Consider the following 18,273-nt stretch of genomic DNA (forward strand, 5'->3'; position numbering starts at 1 on the left):
AAAAGCAACAAAGTTAGACAGTTATAAGTATGGCAGAAGCGTAACCGTTGAGGGTTTGCACATCTATCCGGTCAGTTACAACCACCTCTTTTCCACTGAGGATGTCGTGATAACGGCGGTTCGCGAGCGTAGCGGGCAAGGCGATTTCGGTATCCGCCCACAGCTCCGCATGCGGCGCGGCAAGGCGGCCTTCCAGCACGCCCAGCACCAGGCGCGGCGCGATGACAATCAGCGCGTCACTCTCCCTGGCGCGCGCAAAAGCGATAACGTTTTCCGCGCGATTGCCCGTCGCTGAAAGCGGCAGATAGTCGCCGCGACGAAACAGCGCGGGTTTCTGTTGCCGTAAGCGCAGCGCTCTGGCGATGACATGTTGTTTCAGCTCGCCGCTAAGCCAGGCCTCTTCGCTAAGCCAGGAGGCGCTGGCTTCTTCATCGAGCCAGTGCGTCAGCGCGGCGAAATCGGGCTCGCGCCGGTTATCGGGGTCGACCAGGCTGAAATTGAGCCCTTCGCTGCCCTGGTAGATATCCGGCACGCCGGGCGCAGTCAGCTTGATCATCGTCTGGGTCAGGCTGTTAACCAGCCCGGCATTAATGAACGGTTGCAGCGAGCGGGAGAAATCCTGCAAAAATTCCTGGTTCGCTGGCGACAACAGATGGCGGGCGTAATCCAGCACCACGTTTTCATAGGCGTCATTGCTGTCCACCCAGTCGGTGCGCAGCTTTGCCTCCCGCAGCGCCTTTTCGACAAACTGCAGGAACCGCTCTTCAAGCGCTTTCAACCCCGCCTCGTCGCCAGGCGCAAGCGTCGCGGGCCAGACGCCCGCCAGCGCCTGGTAGAGCATCCAGGTATCCACCCCTTTCGGCGCCGTGCCGTCATTCAGGAAGACCACTTTGGTTTGATTCATCTGCCGCCAGCGGGCGACGCAGTCTGCCCAGCGCTCCGGCGCTTCGGTTAACGTATAGAGCCGCGCTCGCGCGTCCTCGCCGCGTTTAGTGTCGTGGGTCGAGGTGCCGGAAAGCGCATCGGGCTGATGCGTCAGCCGCGCTGTCATCTCCCGATGGAAACGCTCAACGGAGAAGGTGCGCGGCAGCGGCTCGGCGCCCACTTCATTCAGCGCCAGCTCCATGTTCTGGCGAAAGAAGAGCGTATCTTCAACCGATTTGGCCATCAGCGGGCCGGTCAACTGCTGGAAGCGGGTGCGGAACGTGGCGGCGCTGTTCACCGCCGCTTCAGCCACCTCGCCTTTGAAAATACGGGTAATGAAATCGAGTGCGGCGGGCTGCGGCGCGTTCTCGCTCGCCTTCACCTTGTTGACCACTTTCTGCAACAGCGCATGCCCTTCTGCCGGCAGGCCATTCACCGTGCCGTAAGTGCGGTAGACCGGGAAGGCCACCAGCAATTCGCGCAGCGCCGCGCGTACCGCTTGCTCCTCCAGCGGGACGCTCTCGGTTTGTCCGATAGCGAGCGCAAGCTTCAGCAGCGTGGTGAATTCCCCTTCGAAATTGCGGTCCGCCATCAGCAGCTTCGCATCGCGCAGCTCCGCTTTCATATTCACCGGCTTGCCCACCACCTCTTCATAAGCCTTGCGCAGGTCGCCAAGCTTATCGCCATCCACCAGCACGTCGGAGAGCGCGGCGATAAACTCATAGCCGGTGGTGCCGGAGACAGGCCAGTCGGACGGGATCTGTTCACCCTCCCCTAAGATCTTCTCAACCGTGATGTAGCAGTCGGGTCCCGCCTCCTGGCGCAGCAGCTCCAGATAACCTTTCGGATCGGCCAGACCATCCACATGATCCACCCGCAGCCCGTCCACCGCGCCGGAGCGCACCAGCTCAAGAATCAGCCGATGCGAATCGTCAAACACCGCTTTATCTTCAACGCGCACCCCGGCAAGCCCGGTGATTTCAAAAAAGCGACGGTAGGAAAGCTCGCGCGGCGCGTCGCGCCAGGACATCAGCCGGTAAGGCTGTTGGTCATGCAGCGCCGCAAGCTGCGCTTTATCCGTCATCTTCAGCACGGTCTCTTCGCGCCCCTGCCAGCTGGTGGGCGTGAGCGGATAGTAGCTTTCATAGTAGGCGAAGGCGGGTTTGCCGGTTTGCGGGTCGGGCTTAATGCTGATCTCGCCGTTTTCCAGCACCGCCTCAAACGTGTCGCCAAGGAACGGCAGCGTCAGACGCCGCGTCCAGTCAATGTCAAAATAACGGGCGTAGCGGCTTTGCTGCCCGTTTTCAATAACGTCGCGCCACCACGGGTTTTCAAGCGAGGCGGCCATATGGTTCGGCACGATGTCGAGAATCAGCCCCAGCCCCACCGCCTTCAGCGCGTTGACCATCCGATCAAACCCTTCGCGGCCGCCGATGGCGGGGTCGATTTCATTGGCGTCGGTTACGTCATAGCCGTGCGTGGAGCCGGCGGTGGCGGTAAAAATCGGCGAAGCATAAAGATGGCTGATGCCGAGCCGTTTAATATACGGAACAAGCGCTGCGGCGCGGTCGAACGTCATGCCGTTGCGAAACTGAATACGATAGGTAGAAGTTGGGATCATGCGGCGTCTCCCGAAGCAAGGCGGACAATAATCGCGTTTGGCGGCAGTTCGCTGCCCGCGGCCTGCCAGGCGAAAATCGTCTCTCCAGGCATCTCGGGCAGCGGCTGCGACTGTTCGCCGATATTCATGGCCAGCGAGAGCGTGCCTGACGGGAAGGTCCAGCTAACCGCCACAAAGCCTTTCGCCGTTTTCAGCACCGTGCCGGAATGACCGCCCGCCCTGACCAGCAGCGGTACAATATGCTGATGACGCAACACCAGCAGCTGGCGGGTGAAATCGAGCCAGGCTTTCCCTTCCCCGTTCGGCTTCTGCCAGTCGAGCTTCGAGGCCATAAAGGTGCTCTGCGCGTTCGGGTCCGGCACGCTTTCGTCTTCAAAATCGCCGTGGCCCTCAAACTCTTTCGCGCGGCCTTCCCGCACCGCTTTAGCGAGCTCGCCGTGAAAATCGGTAAAGAAGAGGAACGGGTTCGTCTCGCCATACTCCTCACCCATAAAGAGCAGCGGGATATGCGGCGAGAACAGCAGCGTGGCCAGCAGCACGCGGGTGCGGTCAGGACCGGCGAGAGAAATCAGTCGCTCTCCCTGCGCGCGGTTGCCCGTCTGGTCGTGGTTCTGAATAAAGTCGACAAAGGCGACCGGCGGCTGTCCAGCGCTCTTCACGCCGCGCTTTTTTCCCGTCTGCGGAGAGACTTCGCCCTGATAGGCAAACCCTTCAGTCAGAATGCGGGCCACCAGCTTTTCCGGCTCTTCGGCGAAGTCCTGGTAGTAGGCCTGCGTCTCGCCGGTGGCGAGCACGTGAATAGCATTGTGGAAATCGTCGTTCCATTCGCCGGTAAAGAGCGGCACCGCGCCATTTTCTTCACGCGGATGCAGGAAGGTTACGTTGCGGCTGTCTTCGGTGGTCAGGTGAATGTAACGATTGGGGGCGGCCGCGCGGATGCGTTCGGCAATCTCAATCAGCACATGCTTTTCCGACGTGTCTTCAATCTGGTCGATGGCGTCGAAGCGCAGGCCGTCCAGGTAGTACTCTTTCAGCCAGTAAAGCGGTGCCTCGGCGATATAGCGACGCGCGGCGTCCACGTCATAGGCGATGCCGGGGCCCCATGGGGTCATCCGCTCCTCATGGAAAAACTGCGGCGCCAGCAGCGGCAGGTAGTTTCCTTCCGGGCCGAAGTGGTTAAGCACAATATCCAGCACCACGGAAAGCCCGTAGCCGTGGGCGGCATCGACAAACGCTTTAAAATCATCAGGCGTGCCGTAGGCGGAATGCGGCGCGTAGAGCAAGACGCCGTCATATCCCCATCCGCGTTCGCCGCCGAACTGGGAAACCGGCAGCACTTCAATCATGGTTATCCCAAGCTCCGCCAGATAAGGCAATTTCGCCATCGCGGCCTTAAACGTTCCCTCTGGGGTAAAGGTGCCGATATGCATTTCATAGACGACCGTCTCTTCCCACGGGCGTCCTTTCCACTGGCGGTGTTGCCATTCGTAACGGGCCGGGTCGATGACCAGCGAAGGCCCGTTGACGTCCGCCTTCTGCGCCCGGGAAGCGGGGTCTGGCACCGCCATGCCGTCGGCCAGCACATAATGGTATTCCGTGCCCGGTTCAACGTCGGTCACCCGCGCCTCGAACCAGCCCTCTTCGCTTTTGCGCATGATGTGGTCGGTACCGGCGAGCCTGAGCGTCACGCGCTCCTGGCCTGGCGCCCACAGACGAAAGCGCACAACACCGTCGGCCTCGTAGTCGGCCCCCCAACTCTTAAGGAATGATCTGGACTCCATTCAGTGCCTCGTTTAACCCAAAAGTGAGCAATGCACGACATCTGCGGGTGCGGGATGCCGAGCTCCAGTAGCGTAAACGTGTAGTGCGATCCGGATGCCGTAACGGGGCGTCGCCCCCTGGGTTGCCTGTAAGGAAGCGGTTCCCTGGAGAAGTGGTGTTGAAGCGGTGCCCGACTGTCCGGATCCAGGCAGCATACGAACATCAATCATAGACCATGGATGCAGGATTGGCGGGGCGCGCAAAGAAAGCAGCGAGACGCGGGAAGGTTAAGCGAGGCGAACTCCGGCAACCGGCCCCGCCCTTCAGGGCCGGTTGCCGGGAATAGCTTAACTGCCGCGATAGGTAGAATAGCCGTACTGGCTCAGCAGCAGCGGAATATGGTAGTGCTCCTGCGGGTTATCGATGTGGAACATCACCGGGATCTCCGGGAAGAAGCTTTGCTGCTGATGAGAAGCAAACCAGGCGCCGGTTTCAAACACGACGCGGAAATCGCCGCTCGCCGCCGGCTTGTTGGGCCACAGCGCCTTGATTCGTCCCTGGTTATCCGTCGTGGCGTGGTTGAGCTGCACCCATTTCCCCTCTGTTTTTTGCTCAAGGGTAACGCCCACGCCTGCGGCAGGTTTCCCCGTCTGTTCATTCAGCACGTGGACGCTCAGCAGGTTGGCGGGTTCGGCGGCATAAACCTGCGAAGCGCCGGTCAGGATCAGGGCGGCGCTCATCGCCGTCAGGGTTTTCATGTTCATCGTATTCTCCTTCTGGGTTAATGAACGCTATCCTCGCCCAACGCAGGCGTAAAAAAGCTGACCGGCAGATTACAATGTTGTCATGTTGCCAGTTTGCGCTGTCACCCTGGCCTGTAATTCTGTCAAAATCGCCGAATGAAAATTTTACTGATTGAAGATAATGAAAAGACGCAGGCCTGGCTGGTGAAAGGCCTGCGGGAGGCGGGGCTGGTGGTGGACGCCGTCGCGGATGGCCGGGATGGCCTGCACCTGGCGCTGGAGCAGGAGTATGCGCTGATCGTGCTTGATATTATGTTGCCGGGCCTGGACGGCTGGCAGGTGTTGAGAATGCTGCGCACCGCCAAAGCGACGCCGGTGCTCTGCCTTACCGCCCGCGACGCGGTAAGCGACAGGGTCAAAGGCCTGGAGCTTGGCGCGGATGACTACCTGATAAAACCCTTCTCTTTTGCCGAGCTGCTGGCGCGCGTTCGCGCGCAGCTGCGCCGCCATAACAGCGCATCGAACCTGCTGCAGGTCGCGGATCTCCAGCTGGACGCGGTGCGCCACCAGGTCAAGCGCGGCGGCGAGGAGATAGCCCTGACCCCGCAGGAGTTTTCGCTGCTCTGGTTTCTGGCCAGCCGCGCCGGGGAGATCCTCCCGCGCACGCTGATTGCCAGCGAAGTCTGGGGCATCAACTTCGACAGCGAGACCAACGTGGTTGATGTCGCTATCCGCCGCCTGCGCAGAAAAATTGACGATCCGTTTCCCCTTAAGCTTGTGGAAACGGTGCGCGGCATGGGCTATCGCCTGAACACGGGAGACGCCTGATATGCGCCGCCCTTCGCTCACGCTGCGTCTCACCCTCGCCTTCACGCTGCTGGTTGCGCTTTGCAGCGCGCTGGTCAGCGTTTCGCTCTACCGCGCCCTTTCCGGGGAACTGATCTGGCGCGATAACCAGACGCTGCTCAACCGCGGCGCCCAGCTGCGCCAGCTGCTGCTTGATGGCGCGGAGCCGCGCTCGTTGCCGCTCTATTTCAACCGGATGATGGACACGCGTCAGGATATTCTGCGCATCAGCCGCCCGGACGGCAGCGTCATCGTGGATGTCAACCAGGCGAATGTTCGCGTGCCGCCAATAGCCCCCTCGGCAACCAGCGCCGCGCTGTCGGATGCGCTGCTTCACGCATGGCAAACACCGCAAGGCGTGACGGCGACAGGCATGGCGCTGACCGGGCGCGACGCGCAGGGTCCGGTCATCATTATGGTGGCGCGCGTCGCCGCCGAACGCGAGCAGGTTCTGGAAGCGTACCGGCGTAAAAGCCTCTTTATCAGCCTGACGGCGATCGTACTGGCGGTGATAATCAGCCCGCTGCTGATTCGTAAAAGCCTCGGGGCGATAAAAAAACTCAGCCGGCAGACCGCGCAAACCCATAGCCAGGCGCTGGAACCGCTGCCGCTGGATACCCTGCCCGTGGAATTACTGCCCCTCGGGCGCTCGCTGAACATTATGCGCCAGCGGCTGGCGGAGGATTTCACCCGGCTTACGCAGTTTGCCGACGACCTCGCCCACGAACTGCGCACGCCGGTCAATATTCTGCTGGGACAAAACCAGGTGATGCTCCAGCGTCCGCGCAGCGCTCAGGAGTATGAGGCGCTGCTGGCGGGCAATATCGAAGAGCTGGAGCGCATGACCCGGCTTATTGAAAACATCCTGTTTCTCTCCCGGGCCGACCACCGCAACGTGGTGCTGGATAAACAGCGGCTCGACGCGCAGACCTTTATACAGTCCACGGTTGATTTCCTGGAGCCGCTGGCCGAGGAGAAGAACATCCGCGTTGAGATTGATGCGCAGGGTGAACTCTGCGCCGACCGGCTGCTGCTCCAGCGAACCTTAACCAATTTGCTGACCAATGCGCTGCGCCACACGGCGGAAGATGGGCAAATCAGCATTACGGCCCGCAGTACGGATGCAACGGCGACGCTCAGCGTGGCGAACCCCGGCGAGCCGATAACCGAACCGGAACAGCTGTTCCGCCGCTTCTGGCGGGCCGATAACGCGCGCCAGACGCCAGGCGCCGGGCTGGGTCTCGCCATCTCGCAGGCTATTGTCACACTCCACGGCGGGGAAATCGCGTTTCATCACCGGCAGGGCTGGAACGTCTTTACTGTCTCTCTGCCAGCGCCTTTTTCCGGCGAGCCATGAGCAGCTCGCCGTTTTCGATGCATAACCGTGCGTAACAGCGCCCCTGTTTAGTGACAACGTAACGAAGCGCTTGAGGATGCATTTCTACCCTGTCGGAGATGCCGCTGGCGCGTGGCTCAGGAGCGCGAAAGCTCTTCTTGCCATTCCCCGGCGGCGCCTTTCACGCCATGATAAGCGGGTTCAGGTCAGACGATGAGGATAAGGATGAACGAGTATGTCACCCGCGTGCCTTTAGAAAAGGCGTACCGCTTAATTAACCACGGGCCGACGGCGCTGGTTTCCGCCCGCGCGAACGGCGTTGAGAACGTGATGTCCGCCGCCTGGGTCTGCGGGCTCGATTTTCAGCCGCCGAAGCTGACGGTCGTAATCGATAAAATCGCGAAAACGCGGTCGCTCATCGAACAGAGCGGCGTGTTTGTGATTCAGGTGCCGACAGCGGCCCAGATTGCGCTCACCCACTATCTTGGCACGCATACGCTGGCGCAAGAGCCGGATAAGCTTCAGCGTGCGGGCGTTGAGCTTTTCTCTCTGCCCGACGTCGACGCGCCGCTGGTGACGGGCTGCGCCGCGTGGCTGGCGTGTCGGCTTATCCCTGAACCGCACAACCAGCAGCAGTACGATCTGTTTATCGGCGAAGTGACCGCCGCCTGGGCTGACAGCCGTGTCTTTCAGGACGGCCACTGGCGGTTTGAGCAGGCGCCCGCGTCGTTGCGCAGCCTGCATTACGTTGCAGGCGGACAGTTTTACGCCACCGGCGAATCGCTGAATCTGAATATCGATTCCTGAAACTTTCTGCGGGCAAACCTGCCCGCTTTACACGCTTTTACCTCCATGCCCGGCGCGCTGCTCTACAGTTTGACGTTGACTGCTTTCACCTCAGGAGACCGTTATGTCTGTACGCTGTCTGACCTGCGCCGCCTCGCTGCTGGCGCTCTCGTTTTCTTCGCTCGCCGCCGAACCCAACTATGGCCCGCAGCTGGAAGGTTTTGATTATGCATGGCCCGCGGCGCGTTTTACCTTTACCTCGCAGAACCAGCCGCTGGAGATGGCCTATATTGATGTCCGGCCAGCAAAAGCCAACGGCCGCACGGTGGTGCTGATGCATGGCAAAAACTTCTGCGCCGGCACCTGGGAAGAGACCATCCGGGCGCTGAGCAGCGCGGGTTACCGCGTGATTGCGCCGGATCAGATAGGTTTTTGCAAATCCACCAAGCCGCAACATTATCAGTACAGCTTTCAGCAGCTTGCCGCCAATACGCATGCGCTAATCGAAAAGCTCGGCGTTGATAAGATCACGCTGATTGGCCACTCCACCGGCGGCATGCTCGCCACCCGCTACGCCCTGCTTTATCCGGACCAGGTTGAACAGCTGGTGATGGTCAACCCAATTGGTCTTGAGGACTGGAAAAGCAAAGGCGTGCCTTATCTGAGCGTTGACCAGTGGTATCAGCGAGAGCTGAAAACCAGCGCCCAGAGCATCCGCAACTATGAGCAAAAAACCTATTATGCCGGGCAGTGGAAACCGGAATATGAGCGCTGGGTCACCATGCTCGCCGGGCTGAACAACGGCGACGGGAAAAAGCAGGTGGCGTGGAACTCCGCGCTGCTCTACGACATGATCTACACCCAGCCGGTGGTGTATGAGTTTGGCAACCTGACGATGCCGACACTATTGCTCATCGGCACAAAAGACAATACCGCCATCGGCAAAGACGCTGCGCCGCCCGACGTGCAGAAAACGCTGGGCAATTACGCGGTGTTAGGCAAAGAGACGGCGAAGCGCATTCCGCACGCCACGCTGGTGGAGTTTGACGATATGGGCCACGCGCCGCAAATTCAGGACCCGGTGCGGTTCCATAACGCGTTGCTTGAAGGATTACGCGCGCTGAAATAACAAAGGGGCCGGATGGCCCCTTTTAGTCAGGCGAATCAGCGCTGCTGCGCCAGCCAGACCAGCATTTTCAGGCTGGCGGAGTAGTAATCATCCTGGTCGGTGATTTGCGGCTCGCCCTGCGGCTGGCCGGTGGCTAAATCCCGCACCGCCAGCAGGCCGCCCTGCATGTTGTAAGGCGCGCGTTCGTTGGTCGTCACGTTCACCCAGGCGGGCGTCTGATTGCGGTCAAACTTCTGCCACCAGGCGCGCCACGGCGTGAGCAGCGGGCTTTGCGGGTTATACCAGCTGACATACAGCGGAATGCGAATCGCATCGTAGCTTGAGCGCGGCGCCCACTCTTTCGCTGGCGTCACCGAGCCATCGGCGGCAAGCGCGACCCAGTCGGTCGGCAGCCGGGACTCGCCCCAGCCCATTTTCGCCAGCAGTTTCTCCCCGTCCCGCATCAGGTTGCGCCAGACAACCAGATGGCTGCGGTCGGAAAAGGCCTGCCATGCCGGAAAGATAAAATAGGAGGGGTTAAGCACCATGGAGCTGTTGTGATTAAAGCCGCTGGCGCCTGGCATCATTACGACATAACCGGCGAAGTTATCAACGTTATGTTCAATGATGGCGTTAGCGATGGCGTCGGAAGCGGCGCTGTAGCGCGGGTCATGCCAGCGCTGGTCCGCCTTGAGCAAGGCCCAGGCGATCAGCACATCGCCGTCGGAGGCGTTGTTCTTATCCGCCACCGGGTCGGGCGCGACCGGGTTGTAGCGCCAGTAAAACAGACCGGTTTTTTTGTCTTTTAACGTTTTTTCTGTCCACCGCCACATGCTGTCAAAACTTGCGCGATCGTCATTCGCCACCGCCATCAGCATGGCGTATCCCTGCCCCTCGGTATGGGAGACGTTTTTATTGCCGGTATCCACCACCCGGCCATCCGCCATCAGAAAGCGGCTTTTATAGCTCTCCCAGGCGACGGAGGCGTGGACGAACGGAGCGGAAAGCAGGCTGGCGATAACCACCGCCCCTGCGAAAAGCTGTTTAACCATGAGCGTTCTCACTGTGGATTGAAATAACGGAACTGCACATCCGAAACGGAAAAGAGACGATGGCGTTTAACCACCAGTTTCGCCTCGCCGCCCTGGGCATAGAGCCAGCGGCCGTAAAGCCCTTCCAGTATGGCGCACAGGGCGTTGCACCAACGGGTTTGCCCGGCGGCGTCGCGGTAAACCGGCAGCGCCTGGTGGCGCAGCAGCATGCCGTCGTCGTTTGCGGCGATATCCACCACGCCCCAGCCGAAAGCGGCGAGCTTCGCGTTCATCGCCGCCTCCAGTTCGCCCACCGTTTGCGAAACGGGCAGCGGAAAACGATCCGCCATGGTTTCGCCCATCTGCTTCAGAAAAGGCTGGCTTTCCGTTTCCCCCACGTTGGTGACCATGCCGTCTACCATGATGGTCAGCAAATCAAACCAGCCTGGCGGCGTTTGCTGCTGCTGAAAATACGCCATCAGGACGGAATTGCTCGTATCGAGTGCCATAATCAGTGGTTCCCTAACATATAACGGAAGTAAAGCCCTGCCGTGCTTTCGTTGTAATCGCCAAAGGTGTCATAGCCTACCTGGCCGCCAATGGTCATCTGTTTATTGACGTTATAATCCGCCGCCGCACGGAAGGTATAGCCAATGCCGTTTTCCGAGCTGCTCTTATAGTGCGCCTCTTTGGTAAAGCCTGCCTGCGCGAAATCTTCCAGCGTCGACTGCCAGTCAGACTTCGTCGGGAAGTAGTCGCTGCCGTCCTGGGTGTAGGACTGATAGCCCACCGAACCGCCAAGGCTCAGCTTCCAGTTGTCAAATTTCTGCGTGTAATCCACCGGCAAGGAGACGCTGACGTAATTCTGCGGGCTGAAATAGCCGCCCTGACCGAAAGTGAAATGGCTCAGGTTCTTTGAGTAGTCCATCCACGAGGTGTTCAGGCCGGTTTTCAGCTCGCGGTAATCGTCATGATAAGGACGCAGATAGACGCCGGCGCTGGCGTTCATGCTGGTGTTGCTGGCGACGTTTTCGCCCAGATAACTGTAGCCGCCGCCGCTCACATAGAAGCCCGCGTCGCCGTCGTCATAGCTCAGCATGACGCTGCCGCCATTTTTGGTCACGCGCCCCCAGGTTTTGCCGGAATAGCTGTCTTTCAGCCCGACATAAGAAAGCAGGCTGTCGGTGAGCGCGCGGCGCTCGCCGGTAAGGATAAGCGTCAAATAGTCGGTGAGTTTCGGCGACCATTTCACCCCGCCGACCAGCGTGCTGAGATCCTGCCCCAGCGGCGTGGTGCCGATATCGAGCTTATAATCCTTGCCGCTCAGCGCCATGTTGAGCTCCACGCCGTCGGCGCGCTGCGAATCGGTGGAAACATCGCCCGGATCGTTGACGTTCGGCTTCACGCCGGAGGCAATCAGGTAGTTTCTGGCATCCTGGCTCAACCCTTCAGCAAAAGCGGCCAGGTTTTCCAGACCCGCGGCGCCGGTGGGGTTATAGTCGTTCAGATTGACATTCGTCAGATCAAGCGCGGCGATTTCCGAGGCTCCCGGGTTCGCCGCGAAATACGCAGCGCGCTGTTCGTCGGTCATGGTAGCCGTTGCGGTTTTGATGGCGTTCTGCTGGCCAGCAATTGTCGTCGCAAGGCTTGTTACGCCGTTCGAGAGCGGGTTTGAGCCATAACGACGCCAGGCGTCGCCCCCCGCGCTGCCTGCGCTAAGGGTAATGGGCGTGGCGGTAAACTCAAAACGCGACTCGCCAAAGGGCGAGCTGGACCAGGTGAGCGGCGCTTTCGCCTCGGTAAGTTTGCTGAGGCCCGACTCGCCGTCGCGCCCGCGCACCTGCACGCCGCCCTGCAGCCAGGCGCCGGTCTGGTCGTCAAGCGTTTGCATCATCTCGTCAATCTGGCGCAGCGTGCGGTTTTGCGCCGTATCCACCGGCATATCAGTACGGTAGGTGCCCGGCAGCGAGCCGGCCGGATCGACGGTGGTCGGCGCGACCTGCCACGGCATGGCGCGGCCATAGAGCGACGGCGAGGCCGTGCGTTCCGCGCCGCGGCTGTTTTTCAAAAACGGGTTGTCGGAGGCCAGCAGGCCGCCCACAACCGGAGTGCCGCCGCTGCCTTCCTGTAAGCCAAGCAGTCTGCCGCGCGCGCTGCGCAGATAGGTCATCGCCTGCTGATGGTTGCCCTGCGCCTCTTCAAGACGCGCCAGCAACAGCAATCTCTCCGGCGAATTGTCGTTTCGCAGGCCTGCGGCGAGCGAGCGCGCTTTGTTTACGTCGTCCTGCGCCAGCGCCACGTCGATAGCGCCTGCCCGCGCCGCCTGGTCCGGCGTGTCGCGGGTCATCAGGTAGTCATAAACGACGCCCGCTTCTTTGTTCATTTTACCGCTCTGATAGAGGCGGCCCATGGCGAACATCAGGTCGGTGTTTTGCGGATCGTTTTGCAGCGCATGAATAAGCTTGTCATAGGCGGCGGCGTAGTTGCCCTGCTCACGTAAACGGTCAGCTTCGTTGATCACATAGCCGTTGCGCAAGCCCGCGAGCTGCGTCGGCGTGCTGCTCGCCTGTACTTCCGGGTTCGCCAGCAGCGTCTGCGCCTCGCTGGTCAGTCCCGCCTGGTTGAGCACCGCCACCTGGTCGGCGTAATCGCCTGCATTGCCTTTAATTCCCAGCCGCTGGTTGTTACGCACCACCGCGACCGCGCCTGTTAAATCGCCGCTCTGCGCCAGCAAACGCGCAAGCTTGCCGGCGTCCGCCGGGCTTTGCGGCGGCGCGGCGGCCAGCGCTTTTAAGGTATTGGCGGCGGCGATGCTGTTGCCCTGCGCCAGATAGCGCTCGGCGGTGGTCATTTGCAGGTTGTAATTCACCCGCTGCGCCAGTTCGCGCATCTCACGGTTCTGGCTGCCGGCCGGAATACGGGAAAGCAACTGCTGCGCCTGCTGCCAGCCGCCGTTCTCGCTGGAGAAGAGCGCGGCGGAATAAAGCTCGCTGTTGCTCGCCCCGGTCCGAAACGCCGGAGCCATCACCGCGGACGCTTCGCTCTCATTGCCGTTTTTCTGCAACAGACGAGCCAGATCGAGACGCAGCCATGGGTCGTTCGGCAAGCGCGTGACACCGTCACGCAGAAGAGAGATCGCCTGCGCCGTATTGCCGTTTGCCGCCGCCTGCTGCGCCTGACGGCGGATCGGGTCGCCCGGCAGTCCGGTGACGGTTCGCGGCTGCAAACGCGCCTGCAGGCTCGCCGGCAATGTGCTCAGTACAGCCTGCGCGTCAGCGGTTTTATTCTGCTCGCGCAGTACGTAATAGAGATTTTCCCGCGCCGCGGCGTTATCCGGCTGGTCGTTCAGTACCGAACGCAGCGTCTGCTCGGCCTGCGCGTAATCTTTGTTATGGCGCAGCACGTCGGCGCGAAAGAGCTTCGCCGCCGTACCGCGTTCGCCGCTCGCCTGCGCAAGCGGCGCGGAGAGCGCCAGCGCCTGGCTGACGTTGCCCGCTTTCAGCGCCTGCTGCGCCTGAGCCAGCTGGCTGTAAAAAGTGGCGTCTTCCGCCTGCGCTTTGCGTTCGGCAGAGGCGTCGCCGCCCAGCGCGGCGGCGCGGTTAAGGTACTGCGCCGCCGCCTGATAATCGCCGCTGCGCTGGGCGATATACCCCATGCCCGCGAGCGCGTCGGCATCTTCCGGGTTGGTCTGTAACACCTGCTCAAACTGACGGCGCGCATTTTCCAGATTGCCGCTGTTAAGTGAGGTGTAGCCTTCGCCTTTCGCTGCGCCGCCGATATTTTTGCGGTAATAAGCCTGAACCTCGCTATCCTGCGGATGACGCTGCAGCCAGGTTTCATAGTAATGCTCATCCCCGGCCGCCGGGCCGAGCCAGAGCAGCGCCTGACGCAGGCCGCTGTCCGCCTCTTTATTGCTGGCGGCCATCGGCTCCAGCATTTCAATGCCTTCGCGACGCGTCTCCTCACGCCAGGTCAGCGCCTTGCCCAGCGCCACACGGGCGCCGTTATCCTGCGGATTTTGCGCCACGAAGCTGCGAAGCTCGCTTATCGCCTGCGGGTAGAGCGTTTTGTCGCCCGCCATCGTCAGATAATATTCCGGGGCGAGACTTGCAGGCGGCGTAGCGCCGTTAAACAGGCTGCGCCAGGTGGCGAGCGCGCCGGGCACGTTGCCGCTGCGCGCCTGCTGACGGGCAAGGTTAAGTTGCCCCTGCGGCACCTGCGTTAGCTGTTTGGCGTTGTCCAGCGACTGAAGTTTCGCATCGCCCGGTGAAACCTGCGCCAGGCGGGCGCGCCAGCTGGCGGAGGCTTTCAAATCGCCGCTCTGCTGCGACCAGAGCGCCATCAGGTAGAGCGCTTGCGTGTTGTCCGGATCCACCATCAGCACTTTTTGCAGCGAGCTCATCGCCAGCTGATCGTTGGATTTGTCATGCCAGTAATTCGCCTGGTCAAAGAGCGCCTTCAGCGCGGCGTCGTTGGCGGGCGCGGCCTGCGCGGCGAAAGACGCACCAAGTGCGATAGCCCCGGTCAGGCACAGGGTCGATATGCGGCGGCCTTGCTTGAGTGTCAATTTTGTCTGCGCTTTCATTTTTTATTATCCAGATACAGGCGTTTTCTTGCGCGCCGTTTCATCATGGCGGTCAACAGAAGCCCCGCCACAATCGCAAAGCCCAGTCCCAGCGCGGCCAGCAGCCCGGAGTGCTGGTTGGCGTACCAGACTATCATCATATGAGGCGGCATTTGGCCGCTCGGGAACTGCGGGCCGACGCGAAAACTTCGTACCCCGTTTTCATTGGTGATAATCGCGGCGTCGCCGCGAATGGCGGCGTTAATGCGCGCCGATGCCAGGTCGCCATGCAGCCGTGAGAGCTGGTCGTCATTGCTGCCGATGGCCATCACCACCAGGCGATCTTCATTCCATGGGGAACGGAAGCTGACGAAGCCGCGCCAGGCTTCGTTGGAAGAGAAATAGCGGTCGGCCTCAAGGCCGTCGGCGTTCCAGTCGCCCAGCAGCCAGCGCTGCGCCTTCTGCCAGGTCGTCGGCGTACGCACGCCGAAGCTTTGCGCCTGCGTCTCAAACGGCGAACCGTTCAGCACGGTGCGGTTGAAGGCCGTCTGCTCCAGGCCGCTGACCACTAACACATCGCGATGGCGCAGCGCCTCCAGGTCCGCCCCGCCTGCCGGCACGCCCAGCACGACGCGGTTGTGGTTGAGCGACGTACCGGTGGCGTTGCCGGAACGCGCTGCGAGATCAAGCAGGGTTGCTATCTGCGTTTCCGACGGGTTTTCCGGCAACAGCAGTACGGTCTCGGAATAGTCCGCCAGACGGGAGAACGGGAACGAGGCGCCGACGAAATAGGAAAGATTGGGCAACAGCGCAAAGTGGCGCGTGTGGCTTAAATCTATCGTCGAGCTGTCGTCAATCATGCTCTTGATGTTGTTGTTAAGCAGTACGCTGCACGGCGCGCTCTCTTTCGGCTTGATGTTGAAATAGAGCTGTAGCTGGTTGTCGCCGTAAATCATGTACGGCTCAAGCGGCATATTGTAATGCTCCTGGCGCGCGTCGCCGCCCAGGCGGTGCCACAGCTGTTCGAGAATCCCCTGTTTGTTAACCGGCAGGTTATGCAAAAAGGTGTTGTTGAGCGTCATGCTCAAAAACGAGTTCTCTTCATCAATCCAGGACTCTGAAGGGAAACGGTAGTTGATGCGCAGCGGAATGGTTTCGCCATCCCACAGAAAGAGATCGGGCGCGGCGCGAAATGCCACGCGCAGCGGCTCATGCCAGATGCCAGTGGTGGTCAGGCTCTGATCTTTACGGATAAGCTCGGAGAGCTTTACCGGGCGGTCGGTGGTTATCCAGCGCGGCGCATCATAAGGCTGGCTCGCCGGAATGGCGCCTGGCGTGACAACGTCACTTGCGCTTTGCGGGTTGAAACCGCCGCGTGTCACCCGCCACGCGGCGCTGCGCAGCGCGGTTTCATCTTTGCCGACAATCAACAGCAGCTTATAAACCGGGTTCGCCGGGTTATCGATAATCTGCAACGTCGGCTTGTCTGCCTGCGGCAAGCTCAGTCCGCCAATCTGCTCGCCGGGATGGCCTATCAGAATGCCGTTTTTCTCAGGCAGACGGTCATGCAGCGCATTAAAGTTAATGCCGCGGTAGTCCGCCTGAATGCCAAACCAGGAGGCGACCAGCGCGCCGGCGCTGAGGCTGTCGGTGGAAAGCTTCGCTGGAAAGGCGAACTCAATCGAGGCGGGCGTCATTTGCATATCGTCGAAGAAAGGCCGCGGCAGATGGCTTAAATCGGCGCCGATATTAAGCTGCTGGCCTTCCAGGTCGAAACGCGAATCCGGCAGGATGGTCACGCGGTATTTGTCGGTGAGATCCCGCTGGCAGAGCTGCGCGTCGCCATCGATGATTTTAAAGCTGATATTGTTGTTCGACACCATCAGCGCCGCCGGCACGTCGAGCTGGAAGTGCGAGACATCCGTCTGCGCTGCGCCCAGCGGCACGGTGCCAAGCGGCTGGCCGTTCAGCATCAGCTGCATTGTGGCGTTACGGGCCGCCATGGCGGGCGACACGCGAAGGTTTAGCGCCAGCTGCGCGTTAGTGATGACCTGATCGGTGGGCAGCGTGAAGGTTACGCCACCCTGTAATTGCCCGCCGCTCAGCGACACGCCCTGCGGCTGGCCCATCTGCGCCACGGTAATGCTGGAAACGGTAGACGGCACAAACGCGCCCGCCGTGGAGGTGGCGGACACGTCGGCGGCGTCTGGCGAGCTGCTCGCCTCCGGCATCGTTTGCGGCGCTGTGTCGGTTACCGCTTCCGGCGCGGCGGGCATCGGTTCGGTCGTCTGCCCGGCATCCGGCGCAGGCGGTGTCGCTTCTGCCGCCGCCGCTTCGGGCGTCGGCGCCGGTAGGTCAAAAGGCAGTGCTGCTCCTGAGGTTGCAGGCTCCTCGCCGCGCAGCGGCGCGACAAACAGGGAGCCGATGAGGATCGCAAGCGTTAATCGTTTCATGCTGCGCGATTCTCCTGCTCCGCCAGGCGACGGTTTTTACGGCGCTGTGTCCAGCTAAGCCAGAAGAGTTCGAACACGCTACGCAGAATGGTCAGCAGTGAACGGAACGGGTTATCCTGCGGTTTCGGCGGGTTAATCCACGCGTCGGCGCGCGCCAGCACCACGCGAACCAGTTCGCGACGACGCGCCAGCGGCATCTCTTCAAACATCAGGCGGATGGTGTTTTCATCCGCCGTTACGGTTTGCACCGGAATAGTGATGGCTTCGGATTGCAACAAGAGTTCCACTTCTTCTATTTCATCCTTCAGGTGACGGTCGTCCGGCGCGGCGATGCGGCAACCGCCCATGGAGAGATCCTGCGTCGTAGTGCGCGAAACGATGCCGCTGGCGTAATGGAGCAACACCGGAATTTCCACGTCGATACGGATGGTTTTACGCACCTGACGCGTCTCTCTGGCAACGGCAATCGCCCCCAGCAGGAAGATGAGGCAGTAAATGCCCCAGCCCACGTTCAGGGCAATAACCCACGGGTCGACGCCGAAATAGTCATGCGCGCAGGCACGCACAATCCCCGCGACCACCCCTGCGGCCAGCAGAATGGCGATAATCAGGTGCGGGCGCACCACGCGAAAATCGAAATAGCCGACATCGAGCAACGCGCCTTTATCGGTGACGTTGAACTTGCCGCGCTTCGGAAAGAGCATCGTCACGGCAGTCGGCAGCGCGATATGGAACGCCAGCACCAGGTCGTAAATTTCGCCCCAGAAGCTGTAACGGTAGATTGCAGAAACGCTGGCAAGAATGGCAGGCGGCCGTCGCGAAGGTGCGTAACGGTCAAAACTGACGCCGCCCAGGCCTGAATGGCGAACGGCCTTCCAGGGGAAAAAAGGTCATGCTCGTTAGACGGCGGCTTTCACTGCGCTTTTATTGACGCCCTATGCGCAACGGATTGCTGCCGCGCTTAACAAGCCAGACGACATGTCAGGCGAAGCGCCACTAGTGGTTTCACCGCGCTTTTTTTTCTCTGTTAGGCGATGTTTAGCGCTGAGGTTTAACCATGCGTTAATTTAAAAACAATAAGTATGTTGTAACTAAAGTAG

The 18,273-nt window shown here is 60.7% G+C and carries 11 protein-coding genes and 1 pseudogene; 4 read left to right on the forward strand and 8 right to left on the reverse strand.

All coding sequences use genetic code 11. The features are described 5' to 3' along the window. Positions 1 to 13: 13 nt before the first annotated feature. The 3 genes from treY to uraH all read right to left on the reverse strand — a co-directional run bounded on the left by treY (position 14) and on the right by uraH (position 5,070). Complete coding sequence (treY, locus tag IEX01_RS06635) at positions 14 to 2,545, reverse strand: malto-oligosyltrehalose synthase (RefSeq protein ID WP_188723499.1); 2,532 nt, start codon at positions 2,543 to 2,545, stop codon at positions 14 to 16. Continuing rightward, the gene (gene treZ, locus IEX01_RS06640; RefSeq protein WP_188723500.1) at positions 2,542 to 4,326 is read right to left on the reverse strand and encodes a malto-oligosyltrehalose trehalohydrolase; all 1,785 of its coding nucleotides are present in this window, start codon (positions 4,324 to 4,326) and stop codon (positions 2,542 to 2,544) included. Before treZ ends, treY begins: the two co-directional genes overlap by 4 nt. A gap of 327 nt (positions 4,327 to 4,653) precedes the next feature. Continuing rightward, positions 4,654 to 5,070: a hydroxyisourate hydrolase gene (gene uraH, locus IEX01_RS06645; protein ID WP_024555621.1), complete on the reverse strand. Its 417-nt coding sequence runs from the start codon at positions 5,068 to 5,070 to the stop codon at positions 4,654 to 4,656. 135 nt (positions 5,071 to 5,205) lie between these two features. On the opposite strand from uraH, the gene hprR reads away from it, so the two are divergent. The 4 genes from hprR to IEX01_RS06665 all read left to right on the forward strand — a co-directional run bounded on the left by hprR (position 5,206) and on the right by IEX01_RS06665 (position 9,146). Further along, a complete protein-coding gene (gene hprR / locus IEX01_RS06650; protein WP_188723501.1) occupies positions 5,206 to 5,877 on the forward strand; it encodes a response regulator transcription factor HprR in 672 nt (223 codons plus the stop codon). Position 5,878: 1 nt separating this feature from the next. Further along, on the forward strand, positions 5,879 to 7,252 hold the full coding sequence (locus IEX01_RS06655) for a heavy metal sensor histidine kinase (protein WP_048888467.1): 1,374 nt from the start codon (positions 5,879 to 5,881) through the stop codon (positions 7,250 to 7,252). Positions 7,253 to 7,456: 204 nt separating this feature from the next. Continuing rightward, on the forward strand, positions 7,457 to 8,038 hold the full coding sequence (locus IEX01_RS06660; RefSeq protein WP_024555624.1) for a flavin reductase family protein: 582 nt from the start codon (positions 7,457 to 7,459) through the stop codon (positions 8,036 to 8,038). Positions 8,039 to 8,141: 103 nt separating this feature from the next. After that, positions 8,142 to 9,146 (forward strand): alpha/beta fold hydrolase, encoded by a 1,005-nt coding sequence (locus tag IEX01_RS06665; RefSeq protein ID WP_188723502.1) that lies wholly within the window; start codon positions 8,142 to 8,144, stop codon positions 9,144 to 9,146. A gap of 35 nt (positions 9,147 to 9,181) precedes the next feature. Here the strand turns inward: IEX01_RS06665 and IEX01_RS06670 are convergent, their stop codons facing one another. From IEX01_RS06670 to IEX01_RS06690, 5 genes and pseudogenes are all read right to left on the reverse strand, one after another. Next, a complete protein-coding gene (locus IEX01_RS06670; protein ID WP_024560208.1) occupies positions 9,182 to 10,177 on the reverse strand; it encodes a family 8 glycosyl hydrolase in 996 nt (331 codons plus the stop codon). A gap of 8 nt (positions 10,178 to 10,185) precedes the next feature. Next, positions 10,186 to 10,665, reverse strand: a complete 480-nt coding sequence (gene bcsD / locus IEX01_RS06675; protein ID WP_024555627.1) for a cellulose biosynthesis protein BcsD — start codon at positions 10,663 to 10,665, stop codon at positions 10,186 to 10,188. Positions 10,666 to 10,667: 2 nt separating this feature from the next. Next, positions 10,668 to 14,741, reverse strand: a complete 4,074-nt coding sequence (locus IEX01_RS06680; RefSeq protein WP_188723503.1) for a cellulose biosynthesis protein BcsC — start codon at positions 14,739 to 14,741, stop codon at positions 10,668 to 10,670. Continuing rightward, the gene (gene bcsB, locus IEX01_RS06685) at positions 14,738 to 17,173 is read right to left on the reverse strand and encodes a cellulose biosynthesis cyclic di-GMP-binding regulatory protein BcsB (RefSeq protein WP_188723504.1); all 2,436 of its coding nucleotides are present in this window, start codon (positions 17,171 to 17,173) and stop codon (positions 14,738 to 14,740) included. Before bcsB ends, IEX01_RS06680 begins: the two co-directional genes overlap by 4 nt. Continuing rightward, positions 17,170 to 17,952, reverse strand: a pseudogene (locus IEX01_RS06690) (PilZ domain-containing protein); the annotation flags it as partial. The gene bcsB and the pseudogene IEX01_RS06690, both read right to left, overlap by 4 nt. Positions 17,953 to 18,273 lie beyond the last annotated feature (321 nt).

This window comes from Franconibacter daqui (assembly GCF_014644275.1).
Taxonomy (GTDB): domain Bacteria; phylum Pseudomonadota; class Gammaproteobacteria; order Enterobacterales; family Enterobacteriaceae; genus Franconibacter; species Franconibacter pulveris.